The 17,309-nt window shown below is 50.6% G+C and carries 12 protein-coding genes; 5 read left to right on the top strand and 7 right to left on the bottom strand.

Features of this window, described 5'->3' with window-relative positions; translation table 11 throughout:
- Window positions 1–154 precede the first annotated feature (154 nt).
- A complete protein-coding gene (locus tag O5O45_RS16125) occupies window positions 155–400 on the top strand; it encodes a hypothetical protein (protein WP_011395969.1) in 246 nt (81 codons plus the stop codon).
- Between the two features lie 45 nt (window positions 401–445).
- Here O5O45_RS16125 and lexA read toward each other — a convergent pair whose 3' ends face one another.
- Window positions 446–1,048, bottom strand: coding sequence for a transcriptional repressor LexA (gene lexA, locus O5O45_RS16120; RefSeq protein ID WP_305900414.1), 603 nt, complete (start codon window positions 1,046–1,048; stop codon window positions 446–448).
- 253 nt (window positions 1,049–1,301) lie between these two features.
- Between lexA and O5O45_RS16115 the strand changes: the two genes are divergently transcribed.
- The gene (locus tag O5O45_RS16115; RefSeq protein ID WP_305900413.1) at window positions 1,302–1,883 is read left to right on the top strand and encodes an NAD(P)H-dependent oxidoreductase; all 582 of its coding nucleotides are present in this window, start codon (window positions 1,302–1,304) and stop codon (window positions 1,881–1,883) included.
- A 166-nt stretch (window positions 1,884–2,049) separates the two neighbouring features.
- Window positions 2,050–3,900 (top strand): collagenase, encoded by a 1,851-nt coding sequence (locus O5O45_RS16110; protein WP_305900412.1) that lies wholly within the window; start codon window positions 2,050–2,052, stop codon window positions 3,898–3,900.
- A 53-nt stretch (window positions 3,901–3,953) separates the two neighbouring features.
- Here the strand turns inward: O5O45_RS16110 and O5O45_RS16105 are convergent, their stop codons facing one another.
- On the bottom strand, window positions 3,954–4,193 hold the full coding sequence (locus O5O45_RS16105) for a hypothetical protein (protein ID WP_305900411.1): 240 nt from the start codon (window positions 4,191–4,193) through the stop codon (window positions 3,954–3,956).
- 635 nt (window positions 4,194–4,828) lie between these two features.
- Between O5O45_RS16105 and O5O45_RS16100 the strand changes: the two genes are divergently transcribed.
- Complete coding sequence (locus O5O45_RS16100) at window positions 4,829–6,808, top strand: type VI secretion system Vgr family protein (protein WP_305900410.1); 1,980 nt, start codon at window positions 4,829–4,831, stop codon at window positions 6,806–6,808.
- A gap of 103 nt (window positions 6,809–6,911) precedes the next feature.
- On the opposite strand, the gene O5O45_RS16095 is transcribed toward O5O45_RS16100, so the two are convergent.
- The 4 genes from O5O45_RS16095 to O5O45_RS16080 all read right to left on the bottom strand — a co-directional run bounded on the left by O5O45_RS16095 (window position 6,912) and on the right by O5O45_RS16080 (window position 13,835).
- Complete coding sequence (locus O5O45_RS16095) at window positions 6,912–7,703, bottom strand: XRE family transcriptional regulator (protein WP_305900409.1); 792 nt, start codon at window positions 7,701–7,703, stop codon at window positions 6,912–6,914.
- Between the two features lie 104 nt (window positions 7,704–7,807).
- Window positions 7,808–9,940, bottom strand: coding sequence for a carboxy terminal-processing peptidase (locus O5O45_RS16090; protein WP_305900408.1), 2,133 nt, complete (start codon window positions 9,938–9,940; stop codon window positions 7,808–7,810).
- A gap of 485 nt (window positions 9,941–10,425) precedes the next feature.
- Entirely contained in the window at window positions 10,426–12,579 is a 2,154-nt protein-coding gene (locus O5O45_RS16085) for a 3-hydroxyacyl-CoA dehydrogenase NAD-binding domain-containing protein (protein ID WP_305900407.1), read from the bottom strand.
- A gap of 47 nt (window positions 12,580–12,626) precedes the next feature.
- Window positions 12,627–13,835 carry an acetyl-CoA C-acetyltransferase gene (locus O5O45_RS16080; RefSeq protein WP_305900406.1) on the bottom strand — a complete coding sequence of 403 codons (1,209 nt, stop codon included), beginning with the start codon at window positions 13,833–13,835 and terminating at the stop codon, window positions 12,627–12,629.
- A gap of 253 nt (window positions 13,836–14,088) precedes the next feature.
- On the opposite strand from O5O45_RS16080, the gene O5O45_RS16075 reads away from it, so the two are divergent.
- Window positions 14,089–14,355 (top strand): late competence development ComFB family protein, encoded by a 267-nt coding sequence (locus O5O45_RS16075; protein ID WP_305900405.1) that lies wholly within the window; start codon window positions 14,089–14,091, stop codon window positions 14,353–14,355.
- 90 nt (window positions 14,356–14,445) lie between these two features.
- On the opposite strand, the gene O5O45_RS16070 is transcribed toward O5O45_RS16075, so the two are convergent.
- The gene (locus O5O45_RS16070) at window positions 14,446–17,298 is read right to left on the bottom strand and encodes a DUF349 domain-containing protein (protein WP_305900404.1); all 2,853 of its coding nucleotides are present in this window, start codon (window positions 17,296–17,298) and stop codon (window positions 14,446–14,448) included.
- Window positions 17,299–17,309 lie beyond the last annotated feature (11 nt).

Raw genomic sequence — 17,309 nt, 5'->3', positions numbered from 1 at the left:
AAGCTTGAATGAAAGAAACCCTCTCAGGCCTCGACTGATAACAGCTTAGGAAAATGTATGAGGCGCCTGTGGCTAGTTTTCTGATGTGTTCGCTCCCGGGTGTTGGGACGATGGAAAACATTTCAGTGAGAACTTACGAGTAGGAGATTTGGAAATGGCATCAAGCTTCTTTGAAATTGTTCAATTGCCGAATGGTGATTTCGCTTTGCAACCCATGGGGGGCGGAAGCGAACATTTGGTGAAAATCAGCTTCGGTCAGGAAGCCAAGGCATATCTGGCGGAAAATGACGCAGCCGTTGCGCATGCAATGATAAATGCGGCGATTAAACTGGTAGGAGATATGCGGGAAGAGGCAATTCGCCAGTCTGAGGCGGAAGAGAAACCGAAAACCGTACACTAAAGCCCCCGGCTGCCCGCGCAAGGGCAGTCGGCGCTTCGTTCCCTGTTAGCGGCGGATAACGCCGACGCCCAGTCCTTCGATGTCCAACGGTTGTTGCGACAGATTCACTTCGATTGGTTCAAACTCTTCGTTTTCCGGCAGTAAAAGCACTTTGTTTTTTTGGCGCTGAAAACGCTTTACGGTCACTTCATCGCCAATACGCGCAACGACAATTTGTCCGTTATGGATATCAGTCGTGCGGTGCACCGCCAGTAAGTCGCCGTCGAGTATTCCCACGTCCTTCATGCTCATGCCTTTGACGCGAAGGAAATAATCGGCGGAAGGAGTAAAGAAGGACGGAGGCAAGTCGCAATATTCTTCAATATTTTCCTGGGCCAGAATGGGATAACCCGCTGCAACCTGGCCGACAATTGGAATCCCCTGATTTTGCGTTTCCGTCGCTGGCAACCTGATGCCGCGAGAGGCTCCGGGAACCATCTCTATAGCGCCTTTCTTCGCCAGAGCTTTCAGGTGCTCCTCCGCAGCGTTAGCGGAGCGAAATCCCAGGCGATTGGAAATTTCCGCCCGAGTAGGTGGATAACCCGTTTCCTCAATATGCTCGCGAATCAGTTGTAAAACCTGCTCCTGACGCTTGGTTAGCTTAATCACTCCACCCTCCGGCGACCCCAAAAAGGTCTGATAAAATCAGTGTACACTATATGTTTATCCATGTCTGTTTATGTATACAGTAATGGTGTGGGCAAGTAAAGAAAAAATGTCTAAGTGACTGAGGTTTAAGATGAAAACTCACATAGGGCTCCACTAGTTCAAGCGAAACAGTTGAATATTGACCAGCAACAAATGCCTATCATGGTTTATCGAGAGAATATAAGAGAATGTTTAGTTTCTCAGGGAGCAGCAGATGGGCTCGCGCATTTTGATTATTCAGGGGCACCCAGACCCTCAGGGAGGTCGATTTTGTCACGCTTTGGCTGACGCATATGCAGAAAGCGCGGAGACGGCAGGACATGAGGTGCGTAGGTTGGCGGTGGCGACACTGAGTTTTCCCTGGTTGCGTTCTAAACAGGAGTTTGAAGAGCAATTTCCGCCGGAGGTGATTATCGCCGCACAAAAAGAAATCCAGTGGGCTGAATGTCTGTTTATCGTTTATCCGTTGTGGATGGGAGATATCCCGGCGATATTAAAAGCTTTTCTGGAGCAGACGCTGCGTCCGGGTTTTGCTATAAGCGGCGGCGATAAATGGCCCAGGCGCTTATTGAAAGGACGCAGGGCGCATGTTGTCGTGACGATGGGGATGCCTGCGTTTGTATATCGCTGGTTTTATCGCGCGCACAGCTTAAAAAGCTTAAAACGCAATATCTTGGGGATTTGTGGCGTTTCGCCGATCCGAACCTCTCTGATTGGCGCGGTGGAAGATTCAAACCCTAAATCCCGAAAACAGTGGCTGGATAGAATGCGTGTGTATGGCGGTAAGGCGATATAGCCTTTGGTTGAACCAATGCATTATCGGCTTGGCGTTTTTGATACAATTTGATGCTTTTCTTAGACAGACCGATAAGTTCTACCGGTATATCTTCATTGCCCGTGCGGTACTTTCATAATCTGCGACGAATTCTTTATACAAGTTGTAAATCTCTTCAGGAATTGTAATGACGCCAGCGAATAGATGGTTTAGGGCCCCCTTTGTGGTTGGCGTTGTCTTTTTCATTCTCACTGTCAGCGCAATGACATGGTCGAAGGGCGGTGGGGAGCTTTTTAAATATTTTCGACACAATTCGGAGCAACCGGAAAAGCTATCAGAGTTACCCCCGCCGCTGCCGGCATACTGTCGAACTAAAGAGGATGAATCTTATTACGAGGAAGAGAGTGAGCCTGATTGCTATTTGGACGGAATGACGGGGCTTTCGGGTGACGAATTTGTTCTGGCTATATGGGGAATGGATCATCGTTGTGTGAGGGAAATGGTCTTCATGGAAGAACAAGCTCTTCTCAATATATTTTCAGAAGCCAACATGTCCGCCGTAGCGCAAACAGCCACTTCAGAATCATCTTATTTTCAAGACGATAACTTCTATGAACTGACGAACCTCACTCAATACTTGCATGCGGGATATGTGCTGGAGAGAAACCGCCCGCGTAAGAAGAAATTATATGGAAAGGCGTTGCAGAAGCAGGTTGCGATAGCTGTCGTCCAAGTTGCCAATAATGCTTTGCAAGGCTCTGCCGGAACAGGTAGCGCCCGATTGGCGGAGTTGTCTTTTAAACTGGTAAACAGTTCCGATAATCAGGGAGCGGTCGTCAATGACTCGGTCTCCTGGCTAGAGAAACTGGGCTCATTGACCGGCGCCAGTGGGCGTTATGATTCGGCGTTAAACGAGCTTTTCAATATCTACTATAAAGGCCATGACAATGACGCCTTTGTCGACATTGCCTCTCATGATTCGCAGTTTCCTAATGCACTCTATCGCTTCATTGTTGATAAAGATTCGTGGCTGGTAGGCGGCCGTGAGTATCTATTGATGAATGCCGTCAAAGAACTCGGACGCTTTTTGCAATATAAAACGATAAAGGATGATACAGGTCACTTCATACGTAGCTTGATCAACAGGTATGACCTGAGCCGTGACACGGCGAATGTGTGGAGCATTCTGGCCGGCTCAGTGGATTATTACGACAAGGCGAACTGTAGACTGTACAACGCCTGTGACTTTAGAAAGCGAGTCGAAACCGTTATTTTTCGTCGTGAGCGCGCGTGTGTCGGGACGGTCATAATTAGGGCCCAATCCATGACGGAGGATCAATTTGACTCCGCCTGTGAGGCTTTGTCACGGCGCGAAGACATCTTCCACGAGATGCTGAGCAGTGAACGAGAGCCTGTTGCTGACGACCAGAATGACACTCTGGAAATGGTTATATTTAAAGACTCAGACACATTCGTTGATCTGGGATGGCTATTGTTTGATTCCGATGCTGTGACCGCTGGCGGCGTTTTCTATGAGGGCGACCCTTTTGATGAAGCGAACCAGGCGCGGGTTTTGGCTTACCAGTCTGAGGATGTTTCAGACTCCCATCAGGTGCTGAATTTAGATCATGAGTTTGTGCATTATCTGGACGGACGATACACCATGTATGGTTTGGAGTCGGAGTATGTTGAAGGAAATGTCTGGTGGGCCGAAGGCGTCGCCGAATATATCGCCTTGTTGGAGCATTATCCAGACGCAGAAGAAGCGGCCTTAACAGAAATGGCGCGCTTTTCGGATATATTACACTCTAACTACAGTAGCGATGAGTCGCGTATCTATCATTGGGGTTATTGGGCGGTAAGGTACATGTTCGAACAGCATCCAGATGATGTTGAACGATTGGTGCAATGGTTTCGGCTCGGGCGTTACGAAGATTATCAAGACTGGATGGAAGATGAGGCGAAATCCTTGGATGCGGATTTTGCGAAGTGGATGACGACGATTAAAAAGGAGCTTCAGGTCGCCTCTGGCGTTTAAGGTAAAAGCCAAATCCTTGGCGTATGTTTAATAGATCCGTACTTTTAATTTCATTAGCCGTTTCGGCGGGATAATAGAGCTGTTGCAGAAGGCTCTGGCGCGTTGCCGGTCAATGGCCGAATTGAGGGAATGGGCGCGCCGAATTGTTGTTCATCCTCTTTGGCTTCTACATTTGCGCAAAACTCCATCAGCCAGGCATACCCGTAAGGGGTTATCTGTTCGGTATAGCGCAGCAACTCCGCGATGCGGAATAAGTCGTTAACGACCTTCTGCGAAGGGGACGTCTGATTCACTGTTACTCCTTAAACCTGTGTTCAATAATGCCCTAAGGGCTAGTGCAATTGTGTTTTTGGAAGGAAATGGTATTTGTCTTGTTATGATGGGGCAAGAGGGGGTATGGCCTAGACCCTTTGGGATGCTTGGGCGAAACTTTCCCTATCAGCTTGCTCTACTTATGTTGGACGTAGATTTAGAATCTCATCCCTATGGCTGGTGTAGGCATCATCTTTGATCAGATAGAATCTACGACGCGGTTTCTAGTGCCGGGTGTCCAGCGCAGAGGCTTATTTGCTTAATATGTCGTTGCATTTGTTACCGTGCAAGCCAGCGTGGAATCAGGGCTCTTTGGCTTGGTAAATAGCCAGGGCGCAGAGGGATGAACTTTCTTGATGCTTCTTCATTTCATACCTTCTGTGTATGACTTCTCACAAAAGTCAGCGTCCAAAAATCCGTAAAAAAATCAGGTATTACTGACGGCTTTCAATTAGTTTTGACGCTCTGTTTGTAATGGTTGATAAGTGATTCGCCCTTGATTTATGCAAGATGGGCGGCGGTCATATAGAATTGCAGAAAACTGAATCTGAACTTGGCCTCTAATCAATCAAGATGAGGCGACAAAAATTAATCATGCTGATGGAAGGGTTAGACCATGGCGGGACCGAAGCAAGATAAACAGCTCCTGACGATTAAGTCTCCGTTAGGGGCGGATGTGCTTGTAATGAAAAAACTTAAGGTAACGGAATGCCTGTCAGAGCCGTTTGAAACGACAGCGACGGTCTGGAGTACAGATTACAACATTGATCCAAACGCTATCGTTGGTAAAGAAGTTACCATCAGCGTGCATGCGGACCCCAGTAAACCCAGGCACTTTTCGGGCATCGTAACCCAGATGTCCGCGCACCAGATTGAAGAGAACCACTATAGAGAGTACAGACTCAAGATGGTTCCTTGGTTTTCTCTGCTCAAGTATCGTCGCGACTGCCGGATATTTCAGGAACTGACCGTTCAAAAAATTATTGATAAAGTCTTTAGCGAATTAGGTTTTTCAGATGTGAGCTGGCGCTTGCAGAAAACATATGAAAACCGGGTTTACTGCGTTCAATATCGTGAAAGCGATTTCGATTTCGTCTCACGGTTGTTGGAGGAAGAGGGGATTTATTACTACTTCCAGCACGAAGAAGGCAAACATACGCTAGTGCTTAGTGATAACGCCAAAGGATATGAATCGGTTTCGGAGTCTTCTCTGGATGTTACTGATGGCGCTCACACCAAATTCAAAATCAGCAGTTGGGAGCATGCGTACCAGCTTGTCAGCGGAAAAGTTTCTCTAACGGATTATAACTTCGAAACTCCCGCCACTAGTTTGGCGGTTTTCCAGGGGACTAAGGTCAAACTGCCAAATATCAGTAAGTTTGAAGTTTATGATTACCCTGGCGAGTACGCACAGAAAGGGGAAGGCGATGGTTACGCCAAGACCCGTATGGAAACATTAGAAAGCGGCTACTCACTGGTTAATGCAGAAAGCAATTACCCCTCAATGTGCTCCGGCTATATCTTTACCGTAGGGGTCCATCCTGACTCGAAGGAAAGCAAAGAAAAGTATGTTGTCGCTAGCGTGACGCATAACGCAGAAGAGGGGAGCTATCGAGCTGGCGTTGAATCAGCCCCGCATTATTCCAACTCATTTCAATGTGCGCCAAGTACAACCATTATGCGTCCAACTCTAAAGACGCCAAAGCCCGTAATAAGCGGTACACAAACGGCGTTGGTTGTGGGTCCCTCTGCGGATGAAATCTACACCGATGAGTTTGGCCGTATTAAAGTTCAGTTTTATTGGGATCGCTTGGGCAAGAAAGACGACAAGAGTTCCTGCTGGATCCGTGTTGCGCAGATATGGAGCGGAAAGAACTGGGGCGCGCAGTATATTCCGAGAATTGGTCAAGAGGTGGTGATCTCCTTCCTTGAAGGAGATCCGGATCGTCCTCTGATTATCGGGAGCGTATACAATGCGGAGCAAATGCCTCCCTACGAATTGCCAGCGAAAAAGACCCATACTGGTGTTAAGTCGCGTTCTTCCAAGGGCGGCGGGACGGAAGACTATAACGAAATTATGCTCATCGACGAAAAAGGCGAAGAGCTGATTCGTGTCCACGCTCAAAAAGACAGAGACATTACGGTTGAAAACGACGATACAGAAAGCGTCGGTAATAACCAATCCATCAGCGTCGTAAAGAATCAGACTGAAGAAGTCGGCGAGAATCGTACTATCAATATCGGTAAAAATGACAGTCTGACTGTTGGTGAGAATCAGAGTATTGATATCGGTAAAAACAAAGATGAAGTCATCGGCGAAAATTCATCACTGAATGTTGGTAAAAATGTAACGGTGGAGATTGGGAAGGATCGTACTGAGTCGATTAAAGGCAAACATACCGAATCCATTACCAAAGAGTACTCTGTTGACGCCAAGAGCGTTCAGATCACTGCTAAGGATGAGATTACCTTGCAGGTGGGTAAAGCCAGCATCACGATGAAAAAGAATGGCGACATCACTATTAACGGCAGTAAGGTAAATACTAAAGCTTCCGGCGTGATTACCATGAAAGGTAGCCAGATCAAGGAAAACTAATCCGTCAATATACTGCATTTGTTCTGCTCATCATCGCGCCCCTACTTGGAGCGCGATTTTTTTGAAGCGGCTGTCTCCGCGACAAATACAGTTTACTTCATCCCTATTCTTTCTCGATTTTAGACTCGTCTGAGGGCTTCGTTATAGTCGCCTTATCGTTGTGAGGAGGATGTGAATCTTCCGAAGTTGATTTCTCCGCCTGTTTAGCGTCTTTGTTCGGTTTGCTAAGTTGTTCGTTGTCGGCGACAAAGTGCAGGCCCATTTCAAATGCCTTTTGGGTAAATTCCAACACTTTGTCAAAACCTTCGTCGGATAGCTGGCGCGCCGAGTCATGACGTCGATAAATGTTTATAAACTTCCGCTCACGCTCGTACTGAAGCGGTAGTCGTCCCAGGCCCCAGTCATTAAGGATGCGCCATAGTTCCGGGTTATAGGTGCGCGTATATTTGAGGATGAAAGGGACAGGATCATTACGGGCTAGTAAAGCTGCCAGGCGTAAAATGAGTTCGAATGAAATGGTCGCTGTGCCATTTTCGACTGCTTCCCACAGGCTTTTATCTTTGAGGCTTAAGGAGTCGCTGAGTTCATGGATAGTGAGACCTGCAACCTCGCGCATGTCTTTCAGAGATTGCCCGGCAGCGGCCATAAGCTTTAATTGATCCTGATTTTTCAGGATGGTTTTGCCGACGCGAATGGAGCTGTCGGTTGTTAATTTGGCGATTTTCAGGGCGGAGGAGGTTAATTCACTGATGCGATTAAACCAGCCGCTCTCATCGGCTTTGGCGGCGGCTTTGTCTTTTGTTGACGACTTGCGCGTTGCGGGCATTGAGGCGCTGTCCTTGGCGTCAGTCCTGGCTGGTGATGCGTTGGACTTTTTGGGGATGTCTCCAGACATAAGATGACCTGCAACGATGAATATCTTGTTGCACTGTCGATTAAAAAGTAAATGAAGTCAATGACGTTAGCAGAAGCTGGTTTCTGCTAACGTCTGGGGAGGGATTAGCTTTTTGAGTCAGCAATTTGTTGTTGCATGGTTAGCACGTCCACCAGAATTTCACCGGTCTCACGCGCTACAAAATCGAGGTCTTTCTTCGAAGGCGCTTGCGCTGATTGCTCTTCCTGATATGCCTCGTACTCTTTGTAATTTTTAAACTGAGTCTCTTTCTTGGCTGCGCGCTTCAGGTTGACGTAGGCCAGCTCGCGGTCCTGCAGTTTTTTCAGTTCCTGCTTACGGACATCTTCGCGCAGGGAGATAGTCTTTTGCGCCTTGGTGTCCTTTAAGAAGTCGATTTCTTGCAATAAAGCTTGGTACTCGGCGTTCTTCTCCATGCGGGTATCATGGTTTTTCGCCAAATCTGAAATCAGTGGAGAGAAGTTTCCATATCTGCGGTGTGCGACAGCATCAATATGATCCCAGGGCAGGGCCTGCGGCAGCGCATCTTCGCCGATCTCACTCTTGTCTATAGCGGATGGAAAGATGACATCGGGAGTGACTCCTTTGTGCTGAGTGCTGCCTCCTGAAATACGGTAGAACTTGGCTTCAGTGATTTTCAGTTGGCCATGACTCAGACCGCGTACAGACTGGACGGTTCCTTTACCAAAGGTTTGCTCGCCGATGATGACGCCACGTCCGTAATCCTGAATGGCCGCAGCGAAAATTTCGGATGCTGAGGCGCTCATGCGGTTGACCATGACGGCAAGAGGGCCGGTGTAGGCGATTTGCTCATCAGGATCGTCGTAAACGCGCACGCGGTTGTCCGCTGTACGCACTTGCACCGTTGGGCCTTCCTGAATAAAGAGACCAGTCAGCTGAATCGCTTCCTGCAAAGCTCCGCCGCCGTTATCACGCAGATCAATGATCAGACCATCAATCCCTTCGGCTTTCAGCTCATTCAAAAGTTTGTTTACATCTCGCGTGGTGCTGCGATAGTTAGGATCTCCGGCCTGCATGGCGCGGAAATCGGCGTAGAAGGTGGGTATATCTATAACGCCCAATTTGTACTCGCGCCCGCCCCGGTTGATGTTAAGGACGTGTTTTTGGGCTGATTGATCTTCCAGATCCACTTTGTCGCGCACAATGTTGATGATGCGGGTTTCTGAATCGTTACTGGCGGTGGCGGGAATAACTTCCAGTCTGACTGTGGACTTTTTGGGACCACGGATCAGGTCTACCACTTCCTCCAGACGCCAGCCCACGACATCGACGATCTCGCCTTTATCGCCTTGGCCGACGCCAACGATGCGGTCAGCGGGCTTAAGCTTGCCGTTCTTATCGGCTGGACCCGCCGGTACCAGTCTGACGACCTTGGTATGCTCATTATCCGACTGCAAAACAGCGCCTATGCCTTCCAGCGATAGAGACATGTTAATGTTGAAGTTTTCGGAGTTACGAGGTGAAAAATACTGGGTATGCGGATCGTAAATATTGGTCAGCGCATTCATATACGCCTGAAATACGTCCTCTGAGCGGGACTGCTTGATGCGACTCAGCTGACTTTCGTAACGTTTACGCAGGCCGTTGCTGATGTCTTCATCCGTTTTGCCCAACAAGCGCTGACTCAATATGGCGCTCTTCAGGCGCTTGCGCCAAAGGCTATCCAGCTCGCTTTCAGACTTCGCCCAAGGCGCTTCCTCTCTGTCGATGAGGATTTCTTCGTCTTTTTTGAAATCCAGTTTGTCAACGCCGGTGTCGAGAATGCCGGTAATATGGTTTAAGCGGCCGACAATGCGTGACTGGAAGCGATTATAGATGCGGAAAGCTGGATCAAGCTGGCCGGATTTGATGGCTCCATCAAGTCGATATCGGTAGTTTTCAAACTCGTCGATATCGCTTTGGATGAAGTAGATTCGCTGCGGATCGAGATATTTTATGTAGTTGTCCAACACCTCTGAGGATACTTCGCCATCAATTTTCAGGCTGCGGTAGTGAGCGTACTGCAGTTGCCTGGCGATATCCCTGCTGGCTTTTTCCTGGTCCGCGGTGGGGACCAGGTTGAGGTAGTCCGGGTTCTCCGTCTTGGCTCCAGATGCGACGGCGGCGTTACCGGCCAGCGCCAGTGAGCACAGAGAGGTAAACAGGACAGCGTAGAGACTGCGGCGTTGTAACAAAAACATATGTTTAAACTTATTCACGACTAAATCCGGGATAATTGTGCAAGGGTATAAATACTCCACAGCTTTTATACAGTATTAACACTTTGATTGTAGGCCAGATACGAAGTTCCAACTAGTATCTATTCATCACCAATTGTAAGCCTTTGCAATGACGGACAATCAAAAGCTGAATTCAGTCTGCATATGCTGGAAATGCCGATGAAGCTTTACACACACCTAGTTTCTAGAGTCAATGCTGGGTTGCAAAAAAGCAAATGACAATCTATTCATAATGGCCGCTAATTGCCCAAGGTGTGAAGGGGCGCTCAGGATAAGCGCTAGGCGCGATGATGCAGAGAGCGGATTGATAGAAAAGTAAGTATGCGGCGCTTTTGGGGGGAGTGGGAATAGGGAGGCTACGGCTTCGTATTTCTCCAAACGGCAACCCGCATCTTCCAGCGAGCAACAGGCTGTGCTGGAAGATGCGGCAATAGATTAGTCGAGGGCGGTGGGTGGAATGGACGCTATTCGAATACTGCGCCTTTCTCCGCCTGTGACACCAATAACGCGGGAGGTGCGAACCGTTCTCCGTGGCGGTCGTGCAGATAGTTGGCGCGCTCGACAAACTGGCGCAAGCCATATTGGTTGGCGTACTGGATGGCGCCCCCCGTCCAGGGAGCAAAGCCCAAGCCGAATATACTGCCAATGTTGGCGTCCTTAACCGAGCGCAACACGTTTTCCTCCAGGCAACGCATGGTTTCCAGCGACTGAATAAACAGTAAGCGGTCCTTCAGCTCTTGCAGTTCACTGTTTTGAGTCTTCGTCATGTCGGTGTATTTTTCAACAAGCTGTGGCCACAGGTGTTTAGCGCCCTTTGGGGGGTACTCATAAAAGCCTGCGCCATCGGCTTTACCCTTGCGTTTAAACTTGCTCACCATTGCGTCAATTATCTGCTCTGCGGGGTGAGGGGACCATTTTCCTCCACTCGCCTCAACATCCTTGCGGGATTGATCTCTGATGTGAGTCATCAAGGTCAGGCTGACTTCGTCTGACAGAGCAAGCGGTCCGACTGGCATTCCTGCAAGCTGCGCGGCGTTTTCGATGGCGGCGGGATGAATGCCCTCCGCCAGCATGGCGACGCCTTCATTGACGAAGGCGCCAAAGACGCGTGAGGTGAAGAAGCCCCGGCTGTCGTTTACAACGATAGGAACCTTACCGATTTGCATGACAAAGTCGAAGGCCTTGGCCAGGGTTTCTTGTGAGGTGGACTCACCCACAATGATTTCCACTAACTGCATCTTGTCCACAGGGGAGAAAAAATGCAGCCCGACAAACTTCTCTGAGTTTCTGGAAGCCTGTGCGAGCTGAGTGATAGGAATGGTGGATGTGTTGGAGGCGAAAATGCCCTCTGGGCGCAACATCGGCTCACTTTCTTGGGTTACCTTGGCCTTCAATTCACTGTTTTCGAATACCGCTTCAATAATGAGATCGCAACCCTCCATCAAGCTGACGTTCGTAGTAGGAGTAATGCGGTCGAGCACTTCTTGCTTTTGGGGCTCAGTCATGCGCCCCTGACTAACCTTTTTGGCAAGAATTTTATCGGAGTAAGCTTTACCTTTTTCCGCGGAGGCCTGCTCCACATCTTTGAGTACGACTTGCAACCCTCTTTGCGCGCAGGCGTAGGCGATGCCTGAGCCCATCATGCCTGCGCCGAGCACGCCGACTTTGCTCATTTTTTGTGTTGGAATGTCTTTCGGACGACTTTGCCCCGCTTTTAAATCATTTAGCTGGAACCAGAAGGTTCCAATCATATTTTTCGCCACCTGACTGGTGGTGAGGTAGGTAAAGTAGCGGGACTCTATTTTCTGGGCGGTTTCAAAGTCTACCTGCGCGCCTTCTACGGCGGCCGACATGATGGCCTCCGGTGCGGGGTAGCAACCCTTGGTCTTGGCTTTCAGCATGGCGGGAGCAATCGCCAGCATCTGCGCCACTTTGGGGCTGCTGGGCGATCCGCCAGGGATTTTATAGCCCTTTGTATCCCAAGGTTGTTGGGGAGACGGGTTGGCTTTTATCCAGGCTCGTGCGGCGTTAATTAGGTCCTCCGGGTTTTCGGCTAATTCATGCAGCAATCCCATCGACAAGGCTTTTGGTGGGGACAGTTTTTTTCCTTCCAGTAAAAGAGGAAGCGCTTTTTCCAGGCCCAGATATCTAGGTAGACGGGCGACCCCGCCTCCACCGGGCAACAGGCCCAACGTTACCTCCGGCAGACCTAGCTCGATCCGGTCGTCCGCCAGTGCGATACGGGCATGACAGGCCAGCGCCAGTTCCCAGCCTCCGCCCAGGGCGGTTCCATTGATCGCCGCGACGACCGGTCGTCCCAACAGTTCAAGTTGGCGGAGGGGTTGGGTAATGCTGGTTGTCAGCATGTCCAGAAAATCCTGGGCATGTTCTTTATTGACCTGAATCAGCTCTCTCAGGTCGCCGCCGGCGAAGAAGGTCTTTTTCGCTGAAGTAATAATGACGCCAGCAATATGTTCCTTGTCTTGCTGCAGACGTTGCAGAGTGTCGCGGAAAGCTTTGCGGAACTCCGCATTCATTGTATTGGCGCTTTGGCCGGGCATGTCCATGGTCAGAAGGACGATGTTTTCTTGGTCTTTTTCGTAGCGTATGGCAGTCATGTCATCTCTCGCTTGTCATTGTCCGGTAGTTGTGTCCGACGCGCTGTTCAGAGTCGTTCGATGATGGTGGCGATGCCCATGCCTCCACCTACGCAGAGAGTGGCCAGACCATATCGCAGTTGACGGCGCTCCAATTCGTCCAGCAATGAACCGAGGATCATGGCGCCTGTAGCGCCGAGAGGATGCCCCATGGCGATGGCCCCGCCGTTTACATTGACCTTGTCGTCAGGTACGGCCATTTCTCTCTGAAACTTAAGGACAACCGCGGCGAAAGCCTCGTTCACCTCAAACAGATCTATATCGGATACGGACAACCCCGCTTTCTGCAACGCTTTACGGGTGGCGGGGGCGGGGCCGGTCAGCATTATCGTAGGATCGGAACCGGTGACAGCCGTGGCAACGATGCGAGCGCGGGGCTTCAAGCCCAGTTGAGCGCCTTTTTGCTTTGAACCGATCAAGAGCGCCGCTGCGCCGTCGACAATGCCGGAGGAGTTACCGGGAGTGTGCACATGGCTTATGCGTTCAACGAAGGGATACTTCTCTTTCGGCACAAAGTCGAATCCCATCTCTCCCATCATCTGGAAAGATGGCTTCAATTGCGACAGTCCCTCCAGTGAGGTTTCCGGGCGAATCAGTTCGTCTTCTTCCAGAAGGATAAGGTCGTTCTGATCTGTTACTGGGACAATGGACTTCTTGAAGAGCCCCTGGCTTCTTGCTTCTGAGGCTTTGCGTTGAGATTTCACCGCAAATTCATCCACCTGCGCGCGGGAAAATCCCTCTATCGTCGCGATCAGGTCGGCGCTGACGCCCTGCGGAATAAAGTGGGTGCGTAGATTGGTCGCGGGGTCCAGCGCCCAGGCGCCGCCGTCGCTGCCCATAGGAACCCGGGACATGGACTCAACACCGCCTGCAACCACCAGATCCTCCCATCCGGAACGGATCTTCATTGCAGCAAGGTTCACTGCCTCCAGGCCTGACGCACAAAAGCGGCTTAGCGTGACGCCTGCGGCCTCATTACTCCAGCCGGCGACAAGAGCGGCGGTTTTGGCGATATCCGCGCCTTGATCGCCGACAGGCGTGACGCACCCCATCACAATATCGTCCACTTGTTGAGTGTCGAGCTGGTTGCGTTGCTGCAAGGCGCTCAGTATCCCTGCGAGCAGGTTGACGGGTTTTACTTCGTAAAGGGCTCCGTCTTTCTTGCCCCGACCACGCGGCGTGCGAACACTGTCATAGATGAAAGCGTCTGTGTCCATGAATCGTACCTTCTTGTTTTATTGAACGCTGATGACGTTATTCACCTTATGCGAGGGGCCTTTGCGGAGAAATGACAGGAACAAACAACCCCATTGGCGAAAACATACAGTTTGCTCAGATACGCGAGCCCGCAATGGCGGGGCGAAAGGTCTGGTCTATTATTAATTCGGAGCGAAGGTCAAAAATGGGTCATGGCTGTTCGCCGGAATCTGACTGCAGGTGTGAGATGAAAAGGGGTTATCAGGAGGCGCTATGTCTATTCTCGACAATGTTTATAACTACTATGAAAAATTAGTGTTGGAGGAGCTGGCCAAGCAAATGGAAGGGCAGGAGCCCGATGAGGACTTTCTGACCGACGCTGTCTGTGTTGCGTTAAACCACTTACCCGCCCGTTACTTTCGCCACGGTGTGGATATGGCGTTCTACCTTTCTTCAGATGAGTTTTTGAAGATGCAGGAGGAAGTCGTTAGCGCGGTCGGCAAAGCGGTTACATACGTAAAAGAAGGGCATCGAGACTAAGTGCTTTGAGGTTGGGCTACAGGAAAGTTTCATCGCAGCCCTCCGCCGCATTGATTAGCGGCGGCGAGGCTTTGGTTTTATAAGCGCGAATCAGTCGCGATGAGGGTGTGGTTGTAACTTGACGACAATGCCCTCAAGAGCTGTACGTAAGCGTTTATCCAGGTCCTGCGCGGCGTCACTGTCTGCTGTCTTGGCGGTCGCCCATTGTAGGACGATCTGCTCAAACTTACTGATAGGGTTTTCCAACGGTGCGGATTGCTGCATGCCGGCGGTGAGTCGCTCTACCTGCAGCTGCATGCGCCGGGTTTTTTCCTCCGCCGGGCTTTCCATTTCCGCCAGAATTTCCGCAGTAAGAACGAGGTCGCGGGCTTCGTCCTGCGATATCTCATTCAGGCTTCCCGCTTGTGCGAATTGAGATAGCGCGTTTTCAAACTGGGCTTTATGCTGCGCCTGCAGCTCGTCCAGTTCAGTCGGCCACTCAACGCTTTGAGCATCTGTTAGCGTCCGGATGTGCGCGCCGTTATCAAGGATGCCGCCCCAATAATGGATATAGGACGTTCGAGTGCGCTGCTCCAATGCTTTACGGCAGGTTCTCACAGCGTTTTTGAAGCGGCCGTGCAACTCCTTGCCGTGATCGCCTAAGTGCCCCAAGTCGCTGAAGGCTTCAGACAGCGACGCCAGAGCACTTTCCGTGCTGTCGTCTGGATGCTCCGCCAGCGCGATAGCGGCGGTCACCAGCTCTTCTGCTCTTTGTACGTTATGTTGCTGCTCTTCATGATGCTTTTGACGAGTCTCGTTCAGGCGACCGAAGATTTGGTCGCAAGCTTTGCGGAACTCGCTCCACAGGCGTCGGTCTTCACGATGATCGGTAATGCCTGCTGATTGCCATTCTTTCTGCAACGCTTTGGCCTGATGGGTGGCGGTACGGATGTCCTCCTCCGCGATCAAGGCTTCTGCGCGTTTAACAATGTCGGCTTTAATCGCCTGATTACGCGCTTTTTCACCGCTGAGCCGTTCATCCAGGGACTTCAGCAATTCATTGAAATGCTTTTGCGCCTGCTTGCCGTGTTGCGGATCAACCGGGTAGTACTGACGCCATTCTTCCCGCGCTTTGCGATTGATTTTGTCCACCATTTTCCAGTCTGGGGCGTCCCAGTCCACGGAGTCGATGAAGCTGCGTAATTGATGAACAATTTCCTGGCGTTTATTGAGGTTAACCTCTTTGAGCTTTTCTTCCTCGCTGAAAAACTCCCGGCATGGCTCATAGGCTTTTTCGGAGGCGTCGCGGAAGCGGTTCCACAGCGATTGATCGGAGGAACCGCCGAGTGTGCGCCACTCTTTTTGTAGCTCGCGAATCCGCTGAGCTTTAAGGTGCGGCTCCAGGTGTTGATCGGCCAGATGCTCCATGCGTTCGCACAGCTCTTCCTGCTTGGGACGGGTAGCAAAACCTTGCCAGTCCTTAAGATCCTCCAGGCGCTTCTGTTCCAGACGGAAGCGAGCGGTCAGGTCGTGTGCGATCTTGGCGGGAAGGCGTTCCAATGTACGAGCGATGTCCTTATTTAATTTAAGAGCGCGTTTGACAGACCCGTCATCAATCGCATCGCTTAATTGTTGAATATTCTTCAGTGCTTCTTGCTTTAAACGCTTTTGATCCTGGATGTGCTGAGCCTGAATGGTATGGATTTCACCCATCAATTCCGCCGCCCTGGACAACAGCGAAGGTCTTTGGTAGCCGGATGGCCATTCCACCTCATCCACCATTTGGCGAATCTTTTTCAGGGTCTGACGGCTATCTTTGGATTCGCTGTCGCCTTTCTCTTTGAATTCTTCCGCCTGTTTGATCGATGCGTCCAGATTTCCTTGCAGGTTGCTGAGCTTGTGCAGGCAGGAGTAGTAGTGGCGGACTTCGCCCATTGCGGCTTGGTAACGCTTTTGCTCGTGTTTGCTGACTTTGTGGTCGCGAGTCGCTTCCAGCCAACGGTTTTCCTGGGTCTTTATCAGCGCATCCAAGGCGGATAATTCGCTGGGCGTGCTCAGGGGCGCCGCCTGTAACTTTTCGATGGTGTTTTCCAGCTCAGAGCAGGTGGCGTCACGCTCTGACTGCAGCTCTTGCGTTTGCGCTTCTTCATGCGCGGTGGCCTTGGCTTCGTCCTCCATTGCTTTGGCTCTGGTGCGGCAAGTGTCCAGTGCGCTTTGGATGCGTTGCTGTAAGTCGACGAAGCGCGCGGTCGTCAATGTATGGAGTGTTCGCTCCAGCGCATACAGTTTTTCTGGATAGTAGCGGGTAACGTCTGTCTTTGCGTGGTTTTCGAGAGTGAGGCAAAAAGCTTCGACTTCCTGGCGTGCGGCGGCTTCTTGCTTTTCCTGGTCCTTTTCCTGTTTCAGCTTGCCTTTGACCAGTTGAAACAGGCCCTTATCTTTGTTTTTCGCCACTTTGGCGAGACGCTCCAGAGCGCTGGGTTCCTGGATGTGGTCCGCCGCCTTCATGCGAACTTTGCTGAGATGGTGTTCGGTGGCGATTTTTTCCAGCATCGGGGAGTTGTTATCGCCAAGCGCTTGTAGAAACGCCGGGAGCTGGGTTTCCTCGTTCAGTGCGCCGAGAATGGTGAACAGCAGTTCATCGGAGGCCTGTTTAAGATTTTGGGCGACAAAGTTGTCGAAATTGCTGGATGCGTCTTGCACAAGTGATTGCAGGCGCGCCTTGGAGGCATCCCGAACGACTTTATCTTTGTCGTTGGTGAATTTAAGCAGGTCTTCGATTTTTATCACTTTTTTCAGCGCCGCCTGGCGCACTTCGGCTTCGGAGTCTTTTGCGATAACCTGTTCGAGGATGCTGCGCTGCTCTGGTATATTCCAATCAAGTTCGTTGATTGCGTCCAACCTGGTTTGCGGGTTGTTACTTTGCCACTTGGGCTTGAATAGCTTGTTTAGCAGGGTCGGCATGAAAGGTTCCT

The sequence above is a fragment of the Hahella sp. HNIBRBA332 genome, assembly GCF_030719035.1.
In the GTDB taxonomy this organism is placed as follows: Bacteria; Pseudomonadota; Gammaproteobacteria; order Pseudomonadales; family Oleiphilaceae; genus Hahella.
This window is presented reverse-complemented; position numbering and strand designations above follow the sequence as displayed.